Here is an 18,631-nt window from a genome sequence, read left to right as displayed (position 1 = left end):
GAATCCTTTGGGTCAGTGGGGAGGGGAGGCCAGTTGCGTGGCGGCGGTTTCCGCAGCGAGCCAGCCGCCGATCGCACTGAGCAAGCCGTTGCCGGACAGGTAGCCCCAGACTGCATTGCCCGAGACGCCGCGCGCGGCACCGCCGGCAGCGAGCAAGTTGGGGAAGGGCTTGCCGTCGGTTCGCAGGACGCGGCAATGCGCATCGATATCGAGGCCGCCTTGCGTATGGAACAGTGCGCCAGTGACCTTGACTGCGTAATACGGTGCGACCAACGCACGCTGGAATCGACGTCCGGCAGCGTCGTCATCATCGCCCGGTTGCATCGCCGCTAGCGTCACATGCAGGGCGCTGGCGTCGCAGCCAATCAGCGTTGCCAGCGCAGCAATATCGGCGGCCGGCTTGACGGCACCGGCCTGCTCGGCTTCGACGAAGTCGGGAAACTCGCGCGCCAACTCCAGCAAGGGCCCATCAAAGACATTCCAGGCGATGCCGCCCGGTTGAGCCAGCACGTGGATCGCGGCTTCCGAATAGCCGGCGGTCTCGTCATGGAAGCGCACACCATTGGCATTGAGTTGCACGCCGCCGGCCATCATCACGGCCCAGCTCATCAGCGCGCCCTGAGGTGTCACCCATGAACCGTGGCCCTGGTAGCCGCCGAGGTCGGCCAGACGTGCGCCCAGCTGCATGCCCCACGTAATCGCGCTGCCGTCGTTACCGGCGTGGCCAGCAAACGTCGCGTCGCGCATCGCTGGCAGCAGGTCGCCGACCATCGACGCATTGCCACCAAAGCCGTTGCAGGCAACGACTAGCAGGTCGCAGGCCAGGTACTCGAGTGCGCCGCCCGGATGGCAGTAGCCGACGCCTTGTATCACGTCATCGACATCGATCCATAGTTCGCTGACCACCGCATTGGTGAGAATGTCGGCACCCGCTGTCGTGGCGGCCTGTTCCAGTCGCGTCATCAGGGCAATGCCGGTGCGTTCCGGCACAGTGTGCATGCGTCGCGCGCGATGGCCGGGATACAGGAAGCCGTCGAGCACCTCGAACGGCAAGCCATGCTGCTGTTCGAGCGCATCGATCGCCCTTACCACGGCGGCGGTGTACGCTGTCACCAGATGCGGTGCGGCGTCGCCATGTGCCTTGGTTTGGATATCTTCGCTGAAGGTGGTCTGCGAATCGCTGATGCCGAGGCGTTTCTGTAGCGCGGAACCTGCGGCCGGAATGAATCCGGATGACAGTGCCGTTGAGCCGCCCGGTAGTGCATCGCGTTCCAGCAGCACGCAATCGATTCCGCTATCGCGCAAGCGGATGGCGACTGCCAGACCGCAGGCACCAGCACCGATGATGACCACCGGTACGTGGTCGGTGGTCGGCAACGCCTGACCACGGATGACCCGTACCGGCGTCATGCTGGCGCTCCTTGCCGAAGCCGAAGCTGGTTGAGCAGTCCACCCGCATCGACCATCGCGCGTAAAAATTCCGGTATGGGTTCGATCATGAAAACCTTTCCTGATGCCGAGGTGAGCGTCATGGCCGTCAGGTCCAGCGTGACCAGTTCGGCCTCGTCGAGCACGGTCGCTTGCGGCACGGTCAGCAGCAGCAAGCCGAGGTTGAAGGCATTGCGGAAAAACAGACCGCTAAACGACGGCGCAATGACTGCGCGAACACCAAGCCTGACCAGCGCAGCGGCGGCTTGTTCGCGCGACGACCCGATGCCGAAGTTGGCACCGGCCACGATCACGTCGCCGGGTCGTACTTCGGAAGCGAATTCGGGACGGACTGCTTCGAGGCAGTGCGGGGCAATCCCGTCGATGCCGAGTTTCATGTAGGCACCGGGTGCCAGCGCATCGGTGTCGATGTCGGCACCGAGTTTCCAGACGCGATGGCTGCTCATAAGACCATCCCGCGCGGGTCTGTGATCCGTCCGCGTAATGCCGACGCAGCCACCGTGTACGGCGACGCTAGATAGACCTGCGCAGTGGCTGATCCCATCCGGCCCTTGAAATTACGAGCGGTAGTGGCGATCACAGTCGCGCCTTCCGGGATCGATCCGCCGTAACCGGCGCAGGCACCGCACGTCGTTGGCAGTACTTCGGCACCGGCTTCGCGCAGCACTTGCATGATGCCTTCCTGTTCGGCGATCTGTTGATCGTGCTGGCTGGCGGGTGCGACCATCAGGCGCACGCCGCGCGCCACCTGCTGGCCCCGAAAAATCTGTGCAGCCGCACGCAAGTCATCGAGCTTGGCACCGGTGCAGGCACCGATGTAGGCAACATCGATGCTGACCTCGGCAAAGGTCCCGACTCCGGCGGTATTGGCCGGACTGTGCGGCGCGGCCACTTGCGGTGCCAACGTGGCAGCATCGTAGGCGTGGGTGGTGACGTCGGCATCGGCGTCGGTGAACCACTCGGCCGGGTCCGGCATCTCGTTCTCGGGCACCCCGGCTTGCGCCAGCCACGCCATCGTGGTTGCATCGGGCGCGATCAGGCCGACTTGCGCCCCCATTTCCGCGCTCATGTTTGACAAGGTCATGCGTTCCTGCATGGATAGTGCCTGTACCGCTTCGCCACAAAATTCTACGGCTTGGTATTGACCGCCATTCATGCCGAGCTGACCGATCATGTGCAGCATCATGTCCTTCGCCGTAACGCCCGCTGCCAGTTTGTTTTTCCATGCCATACGCAGCGTATGCGGCACCTTGACCCACAGTTCGCCGGTCACCATCACGCCCAGCATTTCGGTGCTGCCGATGCCGAACATGTAGGCACCAAAGGCTCCGCCGGTCGGCGAATGCGAGTCGCCGCCAACGCAGAACATGCCGGGCCGGATATGGCCTTTTTGCGGCACAACCACATGACAGATACCGACGCTGTCGTAGACATGCGGCAGTTGCTGCTCGCGTGCCCAGTCGCGCGCAATGCGCACGATGCGGCGCGAATCGTCATCCTGCTCCGGGACGTAGTGATCCATCACCAGCACCACTTTCGACTTGTCCCAGATAGTCGCGCCGAGTTCATCGAGCATGGGCTTGAGCCGGCGCGGTCCGGACGAGTCGTGGAACATGGCGAGATCGACCTGGCAGTTGACGATCTCTCCCGGCATCACGTGCGATTTGCCTGCGGCGCGTGCGAGGAGTTTTTGCGCCAGCGTGCGGGCTGGCAGTGCGGCATTGAGTGCAGTGTTTGTCATGCAGATCCTGACCTTTTAAAACGGATGATGCGGGTGCCTGGACCTCAGTCGGACAGGTGCTCCTTGACGGAAATCCGGGCATTGATATTGCCAACCTGCGAGATATCCATCAGGTATTCGTAACGATCGGGGCGGTACAGGCCCTGCAGCCATTGCACTGGCCGGTCGTTGGTGTCGTAGACGATGCGTCGTACCGACAGCAGTGCGGTACCGATCGAGACGCCGAGCACGCCTGCCACAATCACGTCGGCCTGGCGAGCAGAGACGGTCTGCTGCGCCCGGCCGAGCGCGATGCCGGACTCTTCCAGCAATTGCAGGATCGGCTTTTGCGCCAGGTCGGCCCGGCTGAACTGGCTGGCCAGTTCGACCGGAATGTAGCTGGTGATGTACGACACCGGTCCTTCCTTGAGGCTGCGGCGGCGTACGACCTTGCGTACCGGTGATCCGGCCGGAATCTGCAAGGCTTCGGCGACCGCATGCGACGCGACCACGGTGCTCGATGAGAGCACCTTGAGCGTGGTGCGCCGGCTGATCGTGACGATGTTTTGCAGTAGTCCGGTCAGCCTTGTTTCGGCTACTTTTTCGTTGCCGGCAAGGACGGCTGTGCGCGCTGGCGCGGGCCGGGTTCCGCGTCCCGCCTCACGCACGATCAGCCCCTCGGCGGAGAGCTGTTCGAGTGCGCGACGTATCGTCACGCGCCCGACATTGAATTGCTTGCTCAGCACCATTTCGGATGGCAGTCCGGCGGTGAAATGGCCTTCATGTAATTGCTCGCGCAGGACCAGATAAATCTGGTGATACTTGGGGAGAGGGAGTCCGGTCGTCATACAATTTTTTATCAGTTAGAGTCAATAGGCGGGCCAGTAAAACGCGTCACAATCCCATGTAGTTTTTGCGCAGGTCCGGATTGCCGGCTAGGTCCGAAGCGCGACCCTGCATGGCAACTGAGCCATTCTCGAATAGGTATGCCCTGCTAGCAATGGCGAGTGACTGAACGGCATTCTGTTCCATCAGAAGGATTGCCTGGCCTTCTTTATTGAGGTTCTGGATCAGTGCGAACATTTCTTCGACCAGCAGTGGCGATAAGCCCAGCGATGGCTCATCCATGATTAATAGCTGCGGCTCCGACATCATGCCGCGCCCGATCGCCAGCATTTGCTGCTCGCCACCAGACAAGGTGCCAGCCAGTTGACTGAAGCGCTCCTGCAGACGCGGAAAAATACCGATGACTTTATCCAGATTCTGCCGGCGGCGCGGCTTGCCGCGTACCAGACTGCCCAGTTCGAGGTTGTCGCGCACGCTCATGTTCGGGAAGACTCGTCTTCCTTCCGGGACATGGATGACGCCACGGCGTACGATCTCGGACGAACTCAGCCCGACCAGCTCTTCACCCATGAAGCGGATCGATCCCGAAAAAGGCCGGTGCAGCGCCGAGATGTTTTTATTGAGCGTGGATTTGCCGACGCCGTTGCTACCTAGGACTGCAACGATCTCACCGCTGCCGACATCGAGGTCGATGCCGCGCAGGATTTCGACAGTGCCGTAGCCGGCATGGAGTGCACGAATCTCAAGCATGGGATGCTCCTTCGGCGGCAAGGGCCATTTGTGCGGCAGCGCCGCGACCCAGATAGGCTTCGATTACGGTCGGGTTCGAGACCACTGTCTGCGGATTGCCCTCGGCAATGATTTTTCCGTAGGATAGGACGTACAGATGATCGGACAGGCTCATCACTGCGCGCATCACGTGTTCGATCAGCAGCATCGTCACGCCGCTGGCGCGGATGGTTTGCAGGATGGTGATCATCTCCAGAATCTCGGACGGGTTCAGGCCGGCCATGACTTCATCGAGCAACAGCAGCTTCGGACCGGTGGCGAGAGTGCGCGCCAGCTCCAGGCGCTTGCGGCCGGCCACCGTGAGGTCGGACGCAGGTTGTTCCAGCATGTGGCGCATGCCGACGATGTCGGCGATGCTGCGCGCATGTTCCCAGGCTTCGTCGCGGTGGTGAAAACGCTGGAATGCGCCGACCGCGATGTTTTCGTGGACAGTGAGTCGCGCCAGCGGCTGGGTGACCTGGAACGTGCGCACCATGCCGCGTCGGGCAATCTGGTGGACCGGCAGGCCGGTGATATTTTCACCCATCAACTCGACTTGCCCGCCATCTGGTGGCAGAAAGCCGGCGATTGAGGCAAACAGCGTGGTCTTGCCGGCGCCATTGGGGCCGATCAGTGCGACGATGCGCCCCTCTTCGACCTCGATGGTGGCGTTGTCGACCGCGCGCAGACCACCGAAAATTTTCGTCAATCCGGTTACCTTGAGCATCATTTGGTGTCCTTGGTCAGGCGCGGTGTGCGCTTCTTGAACAGTGCGATCAGCCCGTTGGGCAGGAACGCGATGATGACGATCAGCAGCGCGCCATACAGCACCAGCGACAAGCCCTGGATACTGGTCAGCGAGCGGGTCAGTTCGCTCATGCCGGCCAGCAGCAGTGCACCGATTAGCGGGCCGTAGACCGTGCCCGCGCCGCCTATCATCGTCACCAGCAGCATCTCGACGGACTTGTCGAGGCCGAAGACGATGGTCGGGTCGATGTACAGGTAGTACTGCGTGAAAAAGCAGCCGCCCAATCCGCACATCGCGCCCGACAGGATCAGGACCTTGACCTTCTCGGCGAATACGTTGACGCCCAGCGCCCGCGCAGCGTCTTCGTTTTCGCGGATTGCCGCGAGGTGGGCCCCGAAGCGCGAGCGCTTGAGCCACAGCGCCACGGCGACTGAACCGACCGTCATGGCCAGGATCACAAAATAGAAGCCGATCCGTTCGGCGAACTGGAAGTTGGCGGTGCCGGCCTTCATCGGAATGAGCATGCCCAGACCGCCGCCGGTGAATTCGACCGAGTTGCTGATGATGCGCAGCACCTCGGCAAAGGCCAGCGTGATTAGAGCGAAGTACGAACCTTTCAGCCCGGCCCGGAACGACAGCACGCCGATGAAGGCACCGACTGCCGCGCCGGCCAGTGCCGACGCCGGCAAGCCAAGCCACGGCGACATGCCCCAGCGTAGCTGGACGATCGCGGCGGCATACGCGCCGGCACCGAAGAAGGCGACGTGGCCGAATGACAGCTGGCCGGCAAAGCCGCCGGAGACATTCCACGATTGGCCGATGAAGGCATAGAACAGGGCCAGCACGCCCAGGTTGAGCGCAAAGCTGGAGGGAAAAACAAAGGGAAAGAGGACGGCAATGGCCAGCAGCGATACATGCAGCAGCCAGCCGTTGCGCGGGGTTCTCGACTTCATCGGTATGCTCATCGTTGTACTCCAAACAGACCTGCAGGCCGGAATAACAGGATGAGGATGAAGATCAGCGAGATGCCGATCTGGCCCAGGCTTTCACCCAGAAAGAGCCCGCCGAACGATTCGGTCAGGCCGACGATCAGCCCACCGATGATGGCGCCGCGGAAGCTTCCCATACCGCCGAGTACCACGATCGTGAAGGCCACCATGACGAAGGCGTGGCCGGAACTAGGCGCGACATAAAAGATCGGCATCAGCAGGCAAGCTGCTGCGCCCAGGGTGGCCAGGCCGATACCGTAGGCCATCGCAAATACATGTTCGACGTTGATGCCGACCAGTTGCGCGCCCATTTTTTCGCGGGCTACCGCACGGATCGATCGACCCATGTCGGTTCGCTGTATCACCAGGCCCAGCACCGCGCACAGCACCATCGCAGTGACGAATGAAATCAGCTTGGGCAGCGACACCATGGCCGGACCGAGGTCGACCATGCGGTCGAGGTAGTCGACCGAGATGGTGCGGGAGTCGCCCTTGAAAAACATCAGCGCCAGATTTTCGAGCAGGATCGACAGGCCGAGCGTGATCAGCAGGATGTTCTCATCCTTGCCGCTGGAGAATTTTCCGATCACGAAGCGGTACAGCAGATAGCCGGCCGCATACATGACCGGGACCATGATGAGTACCGACAGGTAGGGATCGATACCCAGCTTGGTGAGCAGGAAATAGACGCCGTACATCGCCAGCATCAGCATGCTGCCGTGGGCAAAATTGATAATGTGCAGCACGCCGTAAATCAGGGTCAGTCCGGAAGCGACCAGCGTATAAATTCCGCCAAGTAGCAGTCCGTTAATTGCAGCGGCGCCAATGATTGATAAATCCACCTGGAAACCCTTAACGTTCGGGTAAATAAAAAGAGTCCGTCGACTGCAGCGGACTCATGACCGGACGTCAACACCGTGACGTCCGAAACAACCTAGCTGAAGTCAGGGCGGGGAAAGATCGCTTTGGCCTGAGCGTACTCGCTGGGTGAAACGACTTGAATATCGGTTGCAGATGCTTGTAGCAGCACAGCCTGACCGCCTTCATTTTGTCCGTTGACAAAGCGGGTCGGACCATACGGCATGAAGTGATCGGACCAGGTGCTCGCACCCAACGCGGCGATGACTTTTTCCTTGTCGGCTGTACCGGCACGTTCGACGCTGTCGGCATAGCACTTGACGGCGTTGTAGGCGCAATAGACTTCAAAGCTGAACATGTTGCCCTTGGCTTCGACGGCTCGGCGCATGGCGAGGGCCTTTGGATCACGCGGGTTGTACCAGTGATTGAAGTCCAGCGTGTACTGGGCCACCTCAGGCATTTCCTTGATAAATTTGAAGTTGAAGCCGCCACCCAGTACCGTGAACAGTCCGGCTAGCTTGACTTTCTGACGGTACAGCGTACGCGCCAGCATCACGTATTCGTTCTGGTAATTGCACATGATCACCACGTCGGGCTTGAGCGACTTGATACGCAAGACCATGTTGGAGAAATCACGTGTTGGCGTCGCATGCTTGAATACATCCTTGACTTCGATGCCAATGCCTTTTAGGCGGGCTGCCAAAATCTTGGCAGTACTGGTACCGAATTCGGACTCTTCATGAACGATGACAGCGGACTTGGCCACGCTACCGTTGGCGGTATTGACTGCCGAGAAGGCATTGAAGGCATCGATGACGCATTTGTCATTACCTGGAGCCAGCCGGAACACATTCTTCAGGCCGCGTCCCACCAGCGCATCGGATGCGCCGACGTCGATCATGAACGGCGTGTTGTACTTCGCTGCCGCCTGAGTCGCGGGCAGAGCGATGGCGCTCGAAAAGCAGCCGACATAGGCCGATACGCCATCCTGTTGCATGCGCTCGACTTCGGAGACGCCTACTTCCGGACGCGACTGTGAATCGCCGAGCAGCGCTTCCAGTTTGGTACCCCCCATGGATTTGATACCGCCTGCTGCATTGATTTCTTCAATAGCCAGTAATCCGCCCAGTCTGGCCTGGCCACCGTTATAGGCAAGTACCCCGCTGACCGGATGAAGCAGGCCGATCTTGATTGTCTTGGTTTGCGCGAACAGCAGGCTAGGAGCGCCGGCTGCCAGACCGGCAGCGCCAGCCACACCTGCTTTGAGGATCAATCGACGGGAAGGGCTATTTATAGCGGTCATGGGATTTCCTCAAAGGACTAGGTGGATAAACTTCTAATGTTCTATCAATAGAACAATGTGTGCAGACTATCGCCCATGAATTCGAACGTGTCAAGCAAGGTGTCCAAATATTATTGGACGACAGGATGCAACCTAGAAAAGTGGGCTGTACGTCGGCTCGACAGCGTGTTTCATTGAAGGTGTATTTAAGAGCAGCCGTGATTGCTGTGGCATCTCGTGACGCAGGCCGCTTTGTCTCTGTTGGCGAGTGATCGTGCATGGTTGTGGTTGATCAGTGCCTCGACTTGCTCGATATCGTCGGCAGCTAGGCGCGAGCGGGCGATGTTGGAAATGAAATTAGTGTGCAGTTGCATCGAATCAAAAAAACGCGCGAACAGGCGTTTGGCTTCCGGACTGGCGAGCAGAACCGGGACGCGTTTGCGCGGTGCTTCAACCCGTGCAAGGTAGTCCTGCTTGCCTTCACGGGCGATGATGCGGTCGTTGAGTTTTCCGTTATCCGACATTGCGCAGGCCTGTGCAGACGGTGTGGTTGACGCGATCATCGTGATGCCACGGGCGTCATCCGCCCACCCGAAAAGCCGCTCCGTACACCGCACTTTCGGTGGGTACACTTGACGGTGCCTTTGTCGGCGTCTAGATTCAAGTCCAACAGCAGCTAGCCCTGTGCAGTCAGATATCTCCGGCAAGCCCTTCCTTCAATGACGCCGTGACACCGGCGTCCTCCCGGCCACCATCGTGGCCTTCCATTTTTGTTCCTGATCAAAAAAATTTTCGAGGTGCGCGCGTGCTCGCCCGCCGAAAGTTTTTTTGGGTGGTCGCTGGCACGCCATCCGGTTGACGCGTGTCGTCATCGTTTCAAGCCAGCACTTGACGTTGTTTTTCACCGGCCTTGCCGGCCTTCCTTCACCCCGCGGGGGCATTGCGTCCCCGACCGGGCAGCGCGTTGCCTGTCGCATTTCTTTGAGAGGCAATCATGACCAATTCATGCCCATCCACGGGCTTATCCCAGTTCGACGTCGACGATGCGACATCGGTTAGCTGGACTGATGACGCGATCATCCGGCTGCATTTTTTATTACTCGACGAGTGCGCCAAGTTGGCCGATCCCGAGACGCCGCTGGATGAGCGTCTCGACATCCTGCAATGGATCTACGCCGATCCCGACAAGGACGACGCGCCCTTCAGTTTTGCGCGTTGCGTGGCGCTGGTCGGTCGGTCCACTGATCCGAACCATGCCCGGTTCGATGCGCAGGAACTGCGCGAAAGCTGTCGTGAAGAATTGCTCGCAGGTTTGTACGAGAGCCTAGATCGTTATCCCGCGTGGGTGCGCGCAGCCTTCGACAGGAGTCCGGACCACGTGTCGGCACTGCTGGCCAAAAATCCGCAGCGCATCAACGAAGCGGTTCGAGGATGTTCGGCTCAGAGCGACCTGTTCGCGACTGGCCCTGTAATGAACACCAATTGACGGAGGTGACTTCATGAAAACCGTTTTGCCAATCGTGCAGGTCTGGTTGTTTGTGCTGGCGCTCGTCCTCGTATTCGGGTTGGTTGGTCGTCTCGATCACGACGATGCGCTGGCCATGGAAGCAGCAGAAGAAGCGATGCGCACAACGCCGAGATGCCGTTTATCGAGGCTTGCATCGTCCGATGTCCCACCCCGCGCTGCCCGGGATAACGAACCTGATCCGGTTCCCCGGTGCGCCGCTCCTGACCAATGAGGAGAACACGATGGATGCCCGTTTTTATCAACGCAACACAGGTCGCTTTCCGGTCTGTGCCGAACTGGTGCCGGTGCACTCGCTGCTGCATCTGGAGTACCTGATCAAGGAGTGCGAAGTCGTGACCAGTCGGCCCGGTCGCAAGTTCGTCGTTGCCAGCGCTGACAGGCTGGCGTATCGCGTGCAGTGGCATCCGGATGTCTATCGGGTCGAACGTCTTGATGACGCCGACAACGTGCTGTGCACGATGGTCCTGAAGCCGCAGGCGTTTCAAGCGCACAGCCTCGGCAGTGCGCTGCGTGTCGGTTGTCTGTTCACGCCGATGCTGGCGGATTGATTGCTGTCTCCACCCCCTGCGGGGCATTGCTCCGCAGGGGAGCGTGCCCCGCTTTTTGATTGAAAGGATTCAACCATGGAACCTCATGATTTCAAGGCGCGTGTCGAAGAAATTAAACGGCGCGCATCCGGGCGATGGAGCGAGCTGTTGCGCTCGCTCGGGGTTAGCGATGCGATCCTGAACAGGCGCAACGGTCCGTGTCCGGGCTGCGGCGGCGAGGATCGATTTCAATACACCGACAAGTTCGGGCAGGGCGATTATTACTGCCGGGGTTGCGGACATGGCGACGGTTTTGCCTTGCTCAGACACGTCTTCGGCTGGGATTTCGTGACTGCTTACCGGCACGTTGAAAGCCTGGTCGGTGGTCAATCGTCGGCACTGGTGGCGCGGCCGACCGAGCCATCGTCTGATCGGATGAAGTTGCTGGCGCGTCGTCTGTGGCAGGAGGCCGAACCGGTGAAAGCTGGCGACGAAGTTGATCGCTATCTGACTGGCCGTGGCTTGCAGTTCGCCGACTATCCGCGCACGTTACGGTGCCATCCGGCGCTGGCGTATTACGAGAAAGACGGCGCCGGTAAATCGCGCAAGGTCGGTGAGTGCCCTGCGATGCTGGCGTGCATACAGGGCAGCGACGGCCATGGCATCACGCTGCACCGGACCTATCTGCGCGACGGCCACAAAGCATTTGGCCGGAGTTCGAAGCGGGTGCTCAGCGCTGGTATTAACGGCGCAGCGGTTCGTCTGTTCGCCGCGACCGACGAGCTGGCGATTACCGAGGGCATCGAAACTGCGCTCGCAGTGCATCTGTCGACAGGCAAACCAGTTTGGTCTGCCATCGCGGCAGGAAATCTGGAGCGGTTATGGCTACCGGAGACGGTGCGTCGCGTGTGCGTCTATGCGGACAACGATGCCGATGCTGATTTCGACGGTCAGGCCTGCGCGTTCGCGTTGGCGCGTCGACTGAAGAAGGAGCAAAAGAGGACGGGCGCGCGGCAGGTGTCGGTATTCGTGCCGAAAGTCTCTGGTAACGACTGGGCGGATGTCTGGTGCGCCAGGTCTCGCGACGTCGATCAGGCCGCCTAGGTCAGTGAAGTACTTCAGTTGTTCCGTGGTCGCGGCCACACCACATGCCGGTCCTGATCGGCACATCAAGGCAGCACTGGCAGCAAGTCGCACGATTTCCATCGTGCTTATCCGGACTCGGTGATTGTCATCGTGTCCTTCACCCCGGCGGGGACGCAATCCCTGTGCGGGGAAGTGTCTCCGCTTTTTTATTGATTGGAGATTCTCATGAAAAGCGGACGTTCCTTGTCGGATCTGGCTTTGGAGCTTGAACGGCAACGCAGTACGAAGAAAGACATGGTGGTGCCGTCGTCGTTGATGACGTACCGCACCAACGCCATGGGTGTTCCGGAGATGGATATTGACGAGAAGGGCGATGTACGTCACTACGGCGTGAGCAAGCTGGCCCGTCGGCAGCTGGCCGACAAGCTGAAAATTCCGTATGCGTATTTCGAACGCATGCGCAGCGAGATACCTGAGCTGCTGGATGCCAACGTCAATCACTGGCTGCAGCACGACATCGAGCGACGCCTCGTGCGTGTTCTCGATGCAGAGGTCCGTGCGGTGCTGTCCGAGCGGTATCGCCGACTCGACAATTTGGACCTTCTTGGGCACGTGCTGCCGATGTTGCTGCGCCTGCCCGGTGCGCGTTTCGAATCGGTCCAGATGACGGAGACCCGGTTGTATTTGAAGGTGGTTACGCCGCAGGTGCAGTTCGAAGTGGCACCCGGGGATGTTGTCCAGGCAGGCGTGGTCGTGTCCAACTCGGAAGTGGGTTGCGGGTCGTTGTCGGTGCAGCCGCTGGTGTATCGGCTAGTCTGCCGCAATGGGTTGATCGCCAGCGATGGCGCTCTTCGGAAAACTCATGTCGGACGTCTTCTCGCAGGTGGCGATGACGGCGTGACCGTGTTCAGGGACGATACCGTTCGTGCGGATGATCAGGCCTTCTTTTTGAAGGTGCGCGATGTTGTCGAAGCGACGGTCTCTGACTCCACGCTGCGTATGGTGGGTGACCGGATGCGTCGCACGCGCGACATTCCGCTCACCGGAGACCCGGTGCGCAGCGCTGAAGTGCTGGCGCAGAAGTTTTCGCTCAACGAGAGCGAGCGAACTGGCGTGCTGAGGCACTTGATCCGGTCCGGCGATCTGACCGGGTATGGACTGGTCAATGCGGTGACGCATTTTGCGGAAGACGTGGCGGATTACGATCGGGCGACCGAGTTCGAGCAACTGGGTGGACGACTGATGGAGTTGTCTGCGCCGGACTGGAAGCTGTTGGCCGGGGCGTGATTCTCAGGTAGTTGATTGTCGGGCCGCGGACTGCAGTTTGGTTTGCGGCATCGAGGAGGGCTGGCTTCGGCTTGCCCTTCAGTCGTGTACCTCGCGTCTATTCGGCATCGGCGTGTCGTGATGGTGCCGGATACTTGAACGGTCACGTCGTCCAACAATCCACGTTATGCCAGATTACTGGGCTGGGGTCCGGATAGGTTTGTTCCAGATTCGAGTTTGATCTGATTTGCGCGGAAAACCTCGCTCTTCAGGCCGGGGAGGATGTCAAGTCAACGAATGCGTGTTCAGCCAATCTTTAAGAGCAGCATCAACACGCGTCTGCCATCCGTCGCCACTCGCACGGAATCGCTCTAAAACGTCTTTTGACAAGCGGATCGTGATGCGCTCTTTGGTCACGGCAGCTTTGGGACGTCCCCGCAACTTGCTTTGCAAAGCCTCCGGTAGCGAATCGAAACGCACAGAATGCTCGAACATGTCATCGGTCCATTCCGGGTTGTCTTCATCTATTAATTCAGGTTTTAATTTCTTGTTCATACCGTTTTGCCTCACGACGATTCGCCTTGCGAAAACTGATTACCCGGATTCCATTTGCTGTTTCCGTGAAAACCAACGAATACAACCGGCCATCCAGCAAGCCAAGTGCGGAAATACGTACTTCGGAATACTCCTTGCGGGAGTCAATCCAGATCACTGCTGTCTGGAAATCAAATTTACATGCAAGGGCGAAATCCAATCCGCGCAACGTAATGTTGCGCGCATTTTTATGGGCATCAAAACTAATCTACATATCATTTAATGCATGTACATTAATCAATTGGGTCAAGCAATACTTCAAGTATCAAATGCAATTCTGCTTGGTGATATTTCGCATTACCCAACTCCTAGTTGGTAGCGGGTGCCCGTCTGATTGCGTCTATCTGAAGTCTAAAAAATACTCATTGACGAGCTAAAAACGGAAAAGACTGCGGATGCCGACACGCATTTCCAACTCTGAGATAGGCAAGGCCCCCCTTCGGTACGATAATCAAGGAATCAGTTTCTTGCTCGGCAAGATTGCTAGCCAAGACTTCGTCTCCTGTCTGTTACACAATTAGTGAGTTCAATTTCATGCCAGTCGCACTGACCGAGAAACGGCCAGATACTACCGGTCGATTGACTGCCGCCCACACCGCGCTGTCGGGCAGCAGATGGGCGCAACAAAAAGTGCAGGCGGCACGCGACGGACTTGTGTCTGGTAACAATGCCGAGATTGATGCCGATGCTTGGGCCATAATTCGTGCTGCGAAGCAGGGTCAGCGCGATGGGTGATCGCCGGAGGCCGCCCGAAGTCGTTCTTCCTGCGCACGCAATTCCGGCGTGAGTGCCTCGCCGAAATCATTCATCTCGAACAGCGGGCGAATCTCGATGTCCTGTTCCATGCCGTCAGCCTGTGGCATGCGCCTGATCCAGTCGATGGCCTCGTCCATGCTCCGGACTTCCCATAACCAGAAACCGGCGATCAACTCCTTCGTATCCGCAAACGGTCCGTGGATGACTTGCGGCCCGTCTTTGCCGAAGGCCACGCGTGCGCCCTTGCTGCTCGGGTGCAGACCTTCCCCCGCCAGCATCACGCCGGCGTTGACCAGTTCTTGATTGAAAGCCCCCATCGCTGCCAGTAGTGACGTGCTCGGCAAGATGCCGGCTTCCGATTCTGTTGATGCCTTGATCATGACAATGACGCGCATATCGATTTCCTTCGAGAAATGGGTGAAGTCGCTGAAAGAGTATGCGCCAGCTTGGCCATCTTTATTGAGCCAACTCCGGCACCGTTGCTGCCGAGTCGCGTCGTAAGGGGCGTGGTGATGCTGGTGTAGGCTGGGGACCTTCTTGAAGAAGTACGGATTTATAAGCCGCACAAGTTTTAGGGCGCAATTTGGCGCGGTTTATGGACGCTCAATCCGTCTGGTTTGCCCGCCAACTGGCGAATTCCGAGAGGCGTAATCCATATCGTGACAGGACACCTTCATGCAATCGCCGCAATTCTTCAATGACGATTGCTTGCACGCCAGGGCGTTCAATTTCTGGTACAGCCGCATTGACAACGCGAGCGATGACCGTCAGAGCATCCTGCCCGGGTTGTCGCACGACGTCACGCATGGCTTGTTTGATCAGGTCGCGCCAGGCCAAACGCAAGGGGTCAGGTTCTGCCAGGTCCTGTTTGATGGCGAGATATTCTTGCGTAGAGCGCTCATACGCCCAGACATACAGGTCGCGTAACAGTTCCACGCGGGTCATTTCATAGACGCCCAGCGTTGCCCTGCTGTAGGCTTGTTCCGGTACATCCAAGAACGTCAGAGGACACAGGTTGGCACGGAACAGCGGCAGGTTGGCTGCCAGTCGGGAAGTACGTTTGTTGATATCGGCAAAGGGCTGCAAGTAGGGCAGTTGCACCATGATAAAGAAGGATTGTTCGAAGGGATCGGTAATCTGATTGGCCTTGTCGAGCAGGACACTAAGAAAGTCGTCGATTTGCTGTGGTGTGGACAGGGGACGATAGACACTTTTTCCGATCTCGACGATATGCTGGCGTATCCGTCCTTCATCTGCCGGATTGGGCAGCAGATTTTCCGCCAGGGCGCTGTGTAAATTCATCAGCGTGTAGCGATTGAATTGCGTTTCGCCCATGTTTTCCACCAATAATTCGATCGCTGTTTTGTGGTTCAGGATCATCTGTGTTTCGATGGCGGCCTTGCCGTCGGCAGCTTTGCCATGCTCGATCAATTCCCGCGTGTCCAGCCGTGAATAGGTGTTGCCCTCCAGTTGACTTGATGCCCAGGATAAATCGATCAGCAAGCGATTCAGGATGGCCCGGCTATACGTACCGGCAGGCGCGTCCGTATCGGCAGTTTTCCCCATTTTGTGCAATTGACGTCGTAGCGAAGCAGACAGGTACCACGTCTTATTGGGAAGGTAAGCCTCAAGGAAATCACGCTGGTAACCGACCGGTTTGCGTGCTTCCAGCGGTTGGTCGATATAGGCGACGATATCTTTGCTGTCGGCCGACAGCGGAATGTATGCGGGAAAAAGATCTGCCGCTATAGCAGGTACGGTCACGCTTCGGTGCGTGGTGATGCCATAGCGCCTGGCTCGTCCTTCACCCATGGCAACGACGAGCCCTTGTGCAATGAGCGTCGCAATCACGCGTTGCGCCGTGCGCCTGGCGACGCCTGGATGCATGACGAGCAACTCTGCCAAGGTTATTCCCTGGGCGCAGGCCTGCAGACTGCTCAAGATATCAGTGGTGGTCGACATGGGTAGCGGCTTTTTAGTGGAACTCCGTGGATTATCAGTTTGGCGCAGTTCAAGAAACTGCGCCAGTTTTTTTACGCAATTTGGCGCAGTTTATTGAACCGCGCCAAACGTTTTCTCTGCTGCCATGACTCGCTGTGGAAGGGCGATATCTGGCGCGGAGGGCCAACTTCTGTTGCCGGTCTGATAATCGGCAATCTGCACTGATCAATCAGACGTTGAATGAACTGCGCCAAACACGCTCTCTGTTGGCATGTTTCACAGCGGGAGGATGATCCTCGGCGCGGAGCAGTAATTGTCGTTTTCATCATCATTGTTCGGCGTTGCGCAATCCACATTCCTGATGCCAGCACGGCGAATCACGTTGCCGATCCGCCCGACGCACCGATCCATGTTTTCTACAGGTCGCGTGTGCAGTCGATATCCAACTCTTCCAAGCACATTCTTTCCTGCCAAAAAACGGAGTTCGGTTACCGTAAGTGTGGGATGTCGGGGACGTGTCAGGATGGCCGCTGTCAATGGATAGCCATTACCACCTTGGACAACTTTGTGCGCGATCTGCTCTAGCCGGCGTTCCTGGTACTCCCACATTCCCGTATAGAGCGCATCGTGAAATCCACCACCGCGCAGCACATTCACACTGCAACGCGCGTCAAACCTGTTACGCAGTGCCTGCTGGAGCCGGCTACTCAGCATGCTGAGTTCTGGCATCAAAGCCGGACCGGTCACGCTACGCTGACCGACAAGAAACCGCAGAAACGTAGGGGCGTTGCGCAGCGGTACATCTACTGTTGTGAACGGAGAGGGCACTAGGGTCTCGTGCGCGGCATGGGTGGCGAGGCTATGGCCTGCCTTGCGCAATGCGGAGAAGGGAATCGCAAGAAGTTCATCGAGCCGATGAAAGCGCGCGATCAGTCGTAATGAATCATCGGACGATTTAACTGCTTGCAGGCCAGGAAGGACATCCGCTTTCCAGTCGATTGACGACAAGGCCGCGTCGATAAGGCTTTCCGGAACGTCGTACGGGAATTCGACAAGCACCGGGATGGCGAATAATCCAAGTCGGGTATCACCTTCGTAATGATGTCCAACGACGACCTCGCTTTCCCGTTCAACGATCGTGCGCAGCAGGCGTGCCGCGCCGGCGTTTTTCGCGCTTCCGGTCACCTCTTGAATGACGATGTCGTCGCCGTGATCGATGAGCCAGCGCAGTGTTGTCGTCAGCCAGTGGCGGGCCGCGTCACGCTCCGGATCGTCGGCAAGGCGCAAGGCAGTGTTAGTAAAGAAAGGCCAGACAGTGGCAGGGTGTTTGTCCATGGCAGGGCGCTCCGATGAGCCATATCAAGGTTGGTGACGATAGAACGGTCAGGTACTGTCGTAGCGAAAATCGTATTGCTAATATCGGCTACATCGTTTGAGCTCGAGTAACCGCCGATGCCTCAATGGTAAATAAACAGATCAGAACTTCAACGGCCGCCATGTCGGACCATCACCAATTTTCTTGCTGCAGCATGGCAGCCGATCGTGGTGTGACATCGTCCATATTGCGGGCAATCCCGGGCATCAAACATTGACAGCCGTCAGAGGAGTCGAACGTGTCAACCACACAAAATTCATCAATCCGCGTATTGCTGGCCGACGATCACCCATTACTGGTGGCGGGGTTTGCGATGTCGCTGTCGGGCCAGGGCATCACGGTCGTTGGCGATTGCGCATCGCCCGATACGGTCGTTAGCCATTACAAGGACTTGTTGCCGGATGTGCTGGTGCTCGATATTCGCTTTGGCGTGACGAAGACCGGACTGGACGCGGCGAGGGATGTACTGGCGCAGTTTCCACAAGCTAGGATCGTGTTCCTGAGTCAGTATGATCAGGACAACCTCGTCAAGGAAGCGTATGCGCTGGGCGGCTATGCATTTGTTACCAAGGGCACCGATCCTGGTTTGCTGGCGACTGCAATCAAACGGGCGCATGAAGGTCAGTTGTACTTTCTTCCGCAGGTCGCAGAGCGCCTCGCCACGTTATCGGTGCAAGGCGACATGTCGCCGCAAGCGCGACTCGAAGCACGCGAAGTGCGTGTGTTCGTGCTGATGGCGCAGGGGCTGACGAATAGCGAAATCGCGGACCAGTTGGCGGTCTCGCCGAAGACAATCAGTAACACCAGCCAGACCATCAAGGAAAAGCTCGGCATCTACCGGGCCGCCGACATCACCCGCACGGCGGTGCGTCATGGCTTGCTCGAACCCTAGAGATAA

The 18,631-nt window shown here is 58.5% G+C and carries 22 protein-coding genes; 6 read left to right on the top strand and 16 right to left on the bottom strand.

All coding sequences use genetic code 11. The annotated features are described in order from the left end of the window. Positions 1 to 12: 12 nt before the first annotated feature. From QN370_RS12115 to QN370_RS12065, 11 genes are all read right to left on the bottom strand, one after another. The gene (locus QN370_RS12115; protein WP_322127054.1) at positions 13 to 1,410 is read right to left on the bottom strand and encodes an FAD-dependent oxidoreductase; all 1,398 of its coding nucleotides are present in this window, start codon (positions 1,408 to 1,410) and stop codon (positions 13 to 15) included. Continuing rightward, a complete protein-coding gene (locus tag QN370_RS12110; RefSeq protein WP_322127055.1) occupies positions 1,407 to 1,895 on the bottom strand; it encodes a 3-isopropylmalate dehydratase in 489 nt (162 codons plus the stop codon). The genes QN370_RS12115 and QN370_RS12110 overlap by 4 nt, the downstream gene beginning before the upstream one ends. After that, positions 1,892 to 3,190 (bottom strand): 3-isopropylmalate dehydratase large subunit, encoded by a 1,299-nt coding sequence (locus tag QN370_RS12105; RefSeq protein ID WP_322127056.1) that lies wholly within the window; start codon positions 3,188 to 3,190, stop codon positions 1,892 to 1,894. The genes QN370_RS12110 and QN370_RS12105 overlap by 4 nt, the downstream gene beginning before the upstream one ends. Before the next feature lie 44 nt (positions 3,191 to 3,234). Then, entirely contained in the window at positions 3,235 to 4,017 is a 783-nt protein-coding gene (locus tag QN370_RS12100; protein ID WP_322127057.1) for a GntR family transcriptional regulator, read from the bottom strand. 46 nt (positions 4,018 to 4,063) lie between these two features. Further along, positions 4,064 to 4,765, bottom strand: a complete 702-nt coding sequence (locus QN370_RS12095) for an ABC transporter ATP-binding protein (RefSeq protein WP_322127058.1) — start codon at positions 4,763 to 4,765, stop codon at positions 4,064 to 4,066. Then, positions 4,758 to 5,513, bottom strand: coding sequence for an ABC transporter ATP-binding protein (locus QN370_RS12090; protein WP_322127059.1), 756 nt, complete (start codon positions 5,511 to 5,513; stop codon positions 4,758 to 4,760). Before QN370_RS12090 ends, QN370_RS12095 begins: the two co-directional genes overlap by 8 nt. After that, entirely contained in the window at positions 5,510 to 6,484 is a 975-nt protein-coding gene (locus tag QN370_RS12085) for a branched-chain amino acid ABC transporter permease (RefSeq protein WP_322127060.1), read from the bottom strand. The genes QN370_RS12090 and QN370_RS12085 overlap by 4 nt, the downstream gene beginning before the upstream one ends. Before the next feature lie 8 nt (positions 6,485 to 6,492). After that, on the bottom strand, positions 6,493 to 7,362 hold the full coding sequence (locus QN370_RS12080; RefSeq protein WP_322127061.1) for a branched-chain amino acid ABC transporter permease: 870 nt from the start codon (positions 7,360 to 7,362) through the stop codon (positions 6,493 to 6,495). Positions 7,363 to 7,454: 92 nt separating this feature from the next. Further along, positions 7,455 to 8,681 (bottom strand): ABC transporter substrate-binding protein, encoded by a 1,227-nt coding sequence (locus QN370_RS12075; protein ID WP_322127062.1) that lies wholly within the window; start codon positions 8,679 to 8,681, stop codon positions 7,455 to 7,457. Between the two features lie 185 nt (positions 8,682 to 8,866). After that, positions 8,867 to 9,223, bottom strand: coding sequence for a hypothetical protein (locus QN370_RS12070; RefSeq protein WP_322127063.1), 357 nt, complete (start codon positions 9,221 to 9,223; stop codon positions 8,867 to 8,869). 153 nt (positions 9,224 to 9,376) lie between these two features. Further along, positions 9,377 to 9,565, bottom strand: a complete 189-nt coding sequence (locus QN370_RS12065; RefSeq protein WP_322127064.1) for a hypothetical protein — start codon at positions 9,563 to 9,565, stop codon at positions 9,377 to 9,379. 89 nt (positions 9,566 to 9,654) lie between these two features. Here QN370_RS12065 and QN370_RS12060 point away from each other — a divergent pair, with 89 nt between their 5' ends. The 5 genes from QN370_RS12060 (at position 9,655) to QN370_RS12040 (ending at position 13,088) form a co-directional block, all read left to right on the top strand. Next, complete coding sequence (locus tag QN370_RS12060; protein ID WP_322127065.1) at positions 9,655 to 10,146, top strand: hypothetical protein; 492 nt, start codon at positions 9,655 to 9,657, stop codon at positions 10,144 to 10,146. Between the two features lie 13 nt (positions 10,147 to 10,159). Continuing rightward, on the top strand, positions 10,160 to 10,399 hold the full coding sequence (locus tag QN370_RS12055; protein WP_322127066.1) for a hypothetical protein: 240 nt from the start codon (positions 10,160 to 10,162) through the stop codon (positions 10,397 to 10,399). A 10-nt stretch (positions 10,400 to 10,409) separates the two neighbouring features. Then, positions 10,410 to 10,736: a hypothetical protein gene (locus QN370_RS12050; protein WP_322127067.1), complete on the top strand. Its 327-nt coding sequence runs from the start codon at positions 10,410 to 10,412 to the stop codon at positions 10,734 to 10,736. 75 nt (positions 10,737 to 10,811) lie between these two features. After that, positions 10,812 to 11,819: a toprim domain-containing protein gene (locus tag QN370_RS12045; protein WP_322127068.1), complete on the top strand. Its 1,008-nt coding sequence runs from the start codon at positions 10,812 to 10,814 to the stop codon at positions 11,817 to 11,819. 207 nt (positions 11,820 to 12,026) lie between these two features. Then, positions 12,027 to 13,088: a DUF932 domain-containing protein gene (locus QN370_RS12040; RefSeq protein ID WP_322127069.1), complete on the top strand. Its 1,062-nt coding sequence runs from the start codon at positions 12,027 to 12,029 to the stop codon at positions 13,086 to 13,088. Positions 13,089 to 13,352: 264 nt separating this feature from the next. Here the strand turns inward: QN370_RS12040 and QN370_RS12035 are convergent, their stop codons facing one another. From QN370_RS12035 to QN370_RS12015, 5 genes are all read right to left on the bottom strand, one after another. Continuing rightward, on the bottom strand, positions 13,353 to 13,622 hold the full coding sequence (locus QN370_RS12035) for a BrnA antitoxin family protein (RefSeq protein ID WP_322127070.1): 270 nt from the start codon (positions 13,620 to 13,622) through the stop codon (positions 13,353 to 13,355). Further along, positions 13,600 to 13,869, bottom strand: a complete 270-nt coding sequence (locus QN370_RS12030) for a BrnT family toxin (RefSeq protein WP_322127248.1) — start codon at positions 13,867 to 13,869, stop codon at positions 13,600 to 13,602. Before QN370_RS12030 ends, QN370_RS12035 begins: the two co-directional genes overlap by 23 nt. A 511-nt stretch (positions 13,870 to 14,380) precedes the next feature. Next, complete coding sequence (locus QN370_RS12025) at positions 14,381 to 14,812, bottom strand: YciI family protein (RefSeq protein ID WP_322127072.1); 432 nt, start codon at positions 14,810 to 14,812, stop codon at positions 14,381 to 14,383. A 208-nt stretch (positions 14,813 to 15,020) separates the two neighbouring features. Next, positions 15,021 to 16,379: a Fic family protein gene (locus QN370_RS12020; protein WP_322127073.1), complete on the bottom strand. Its 1,359-nt coding sequence runs from the start codon at positions 16,377 to 16,379 to the stop codon at positions 15,021 to 15,023. A gap of 255 nt (positions 16,380 to 16,634) precedes the next feature. Beyond that, complete coding sequence (locus QN370_RS12015; protein ID WP_322127074.1) at positions 16,635 to 17,693, bottom strand: hypothetical protein; 1,059 nt, start codon at positions 17,691 to 17,693, stop codon at positions 16,635 to 16,637. Between the two features lie 278 nt (positions 17,694 to 17,971). Here QN370_RS12015 and QN370_RS12010 point away from each other — a divergent pair, with 278 nt between their 5' ends. Beyond that, on the top strand, positions 17,972 to 18,625 hold the full coding sequence (locus tag QN370_RS12010; protein ID WP_322127075.1) for a response regulator transcription factor: 654 nt from the start codon (positions 17,972 to 17,974) through the stop codon (positions 18,623 to 18,625). The last annotated feature ends 6 nt before the right edge of the window (positions 18,626 to 18,631 follow it).

The sequence above is a fragment of the Actimicrobium sp. CCI2.3 genome, from assembly GCF_035019065.1.
In the GTDB taxonomy this organism is placed as follows: Bacteria; Pseudomonadota; Gammaproteobacteria; order Burkholderiales; family Burkholderiaceae_D; genus Actimicrobium.
Note: the sequence above shows the minus strand (reverse complement) of the source record. Positions and strands in the feature narration are given on the sequence as shown.

Coding starts and splice junctions, on each gene's coding strand:
- QN370_RS12085 (WP_322127060.1), bottom strand. CDS start 6,484: ATGAAGTCGAGAACCCCGCGCAACGGCTGGCTGCTGCATGTATCGCTG.
- QN370_RS12040 (WP_322127069.1), top strand. CDS start 12,027: ATGAAAAGCGGACGTTCCTTGTCGGATCTGGCTTTGGAGCTTGAACGG.
- QN370_RS12090 (WP_322127059.1), bottom strand. CDS start 5,513: ATGATGCTCAAGGTAACCGGATTGACGAAAATTTTCGGTGGTCTGCGC.
- QN370_RS12060 (WP_322127065.1), top strand. CDS start 9,655: ATGACCAATTCATGCCCATCCACGGGCTTATCCCAGTTCGACGTCGAC.
- QN370_RS12115 (WP_322127054.1), bottom strand. CDS start 1,410: ATGACGCCGGTACGGGTCATCCGTGGTCAGGCGTTGCCGACCACCGAC.
- QN370_RS12110 (WP_322127055.1), bottom strand. CDS start 1,895: ATGAGCAGCCATCGCGTCTGGAAACTCGGTGCCGACATCGACACCGAT.
- QN370_RS12025 (WP_322127072.1), bottom strand. CDS start 14,812: ATGCGCGTCATTGTCATGATCAAGGCATCAACAGAATCGGAAGCCGGC.
- QN370_RS12070 (WP_322127063.1), bottom strand. CDS start 9,223: ATGATCGCGTCAACCACACCGTCTGCACAGGCCTGCGCAATGTCGGAT.
- QN370_RS12075 (WP_322127062.1), bottom strand. CDS start 8,681: ATGACCGCTATAAATAGCCCTTCCCGTCGATTGATCCTCAAAGCAGGT.
- QN370_RS12100 (WP_322127057.1), bottom strand. CDS start 4,017: ATGACGACCGGACTCCCTCTCCCCAAGTATCACCAGATTTATCTGGTC.
- QN370_RS12020 (WP_322127073.1), bottom strand. CDS start 16,379: ATGTCGACCACCACTGATATCTTGAGCAGTCTGCAGGCCTGCGCCCAG.
- QN370_RS12045 (WP_322127068.1), top strand. CDS start 10,812: ATGGAACCTCATGATTTCAAGGCGCGTGTCGAAGAAATTAAACGGCGC.
- QN370_RS12095 (WP_322127058.1), bottom strand. CDS start 4,765: ATGCTTGAGATTCGTGCACTCCATGCCGGCTACGGCACTGTCGAAATC.
- QN370_RS12055 (WP_322127066.1), top strand. CDS start 10,160: ATGAAAACCGTTTTGCCAATCGTGCAGGTCTGGTTGTTTGTGCTGGCG.
- QN370_RS12105 (WP_322127056.1), bottom strand. CDS start 3,190: ATGACAAACACTGCACTCAATGCCGCACTGCCAGCCCGCACGCTGGCG.
- QN370_RS12050 (WP_322127067.1), top strand. CDS start 10,410: ATGGATGCCCGTTTTTATCAACGCAACACAGGTCGCTTTCCGGTCTGT.
- QN370_RS12015 (WP_322127074.1), bottom strand. CDS start 17,693: ATGGACAAACACCCTGCCACTGTCTGGCCTTTCTTTACTAACACTGCC.
- QN370_RS12035 (WP_322127070.1), bottom strand. CDS start 13,622: ATGAACAAGAAATTAAAACCTGAATTAATAGATGAAGACAACCCGGAA.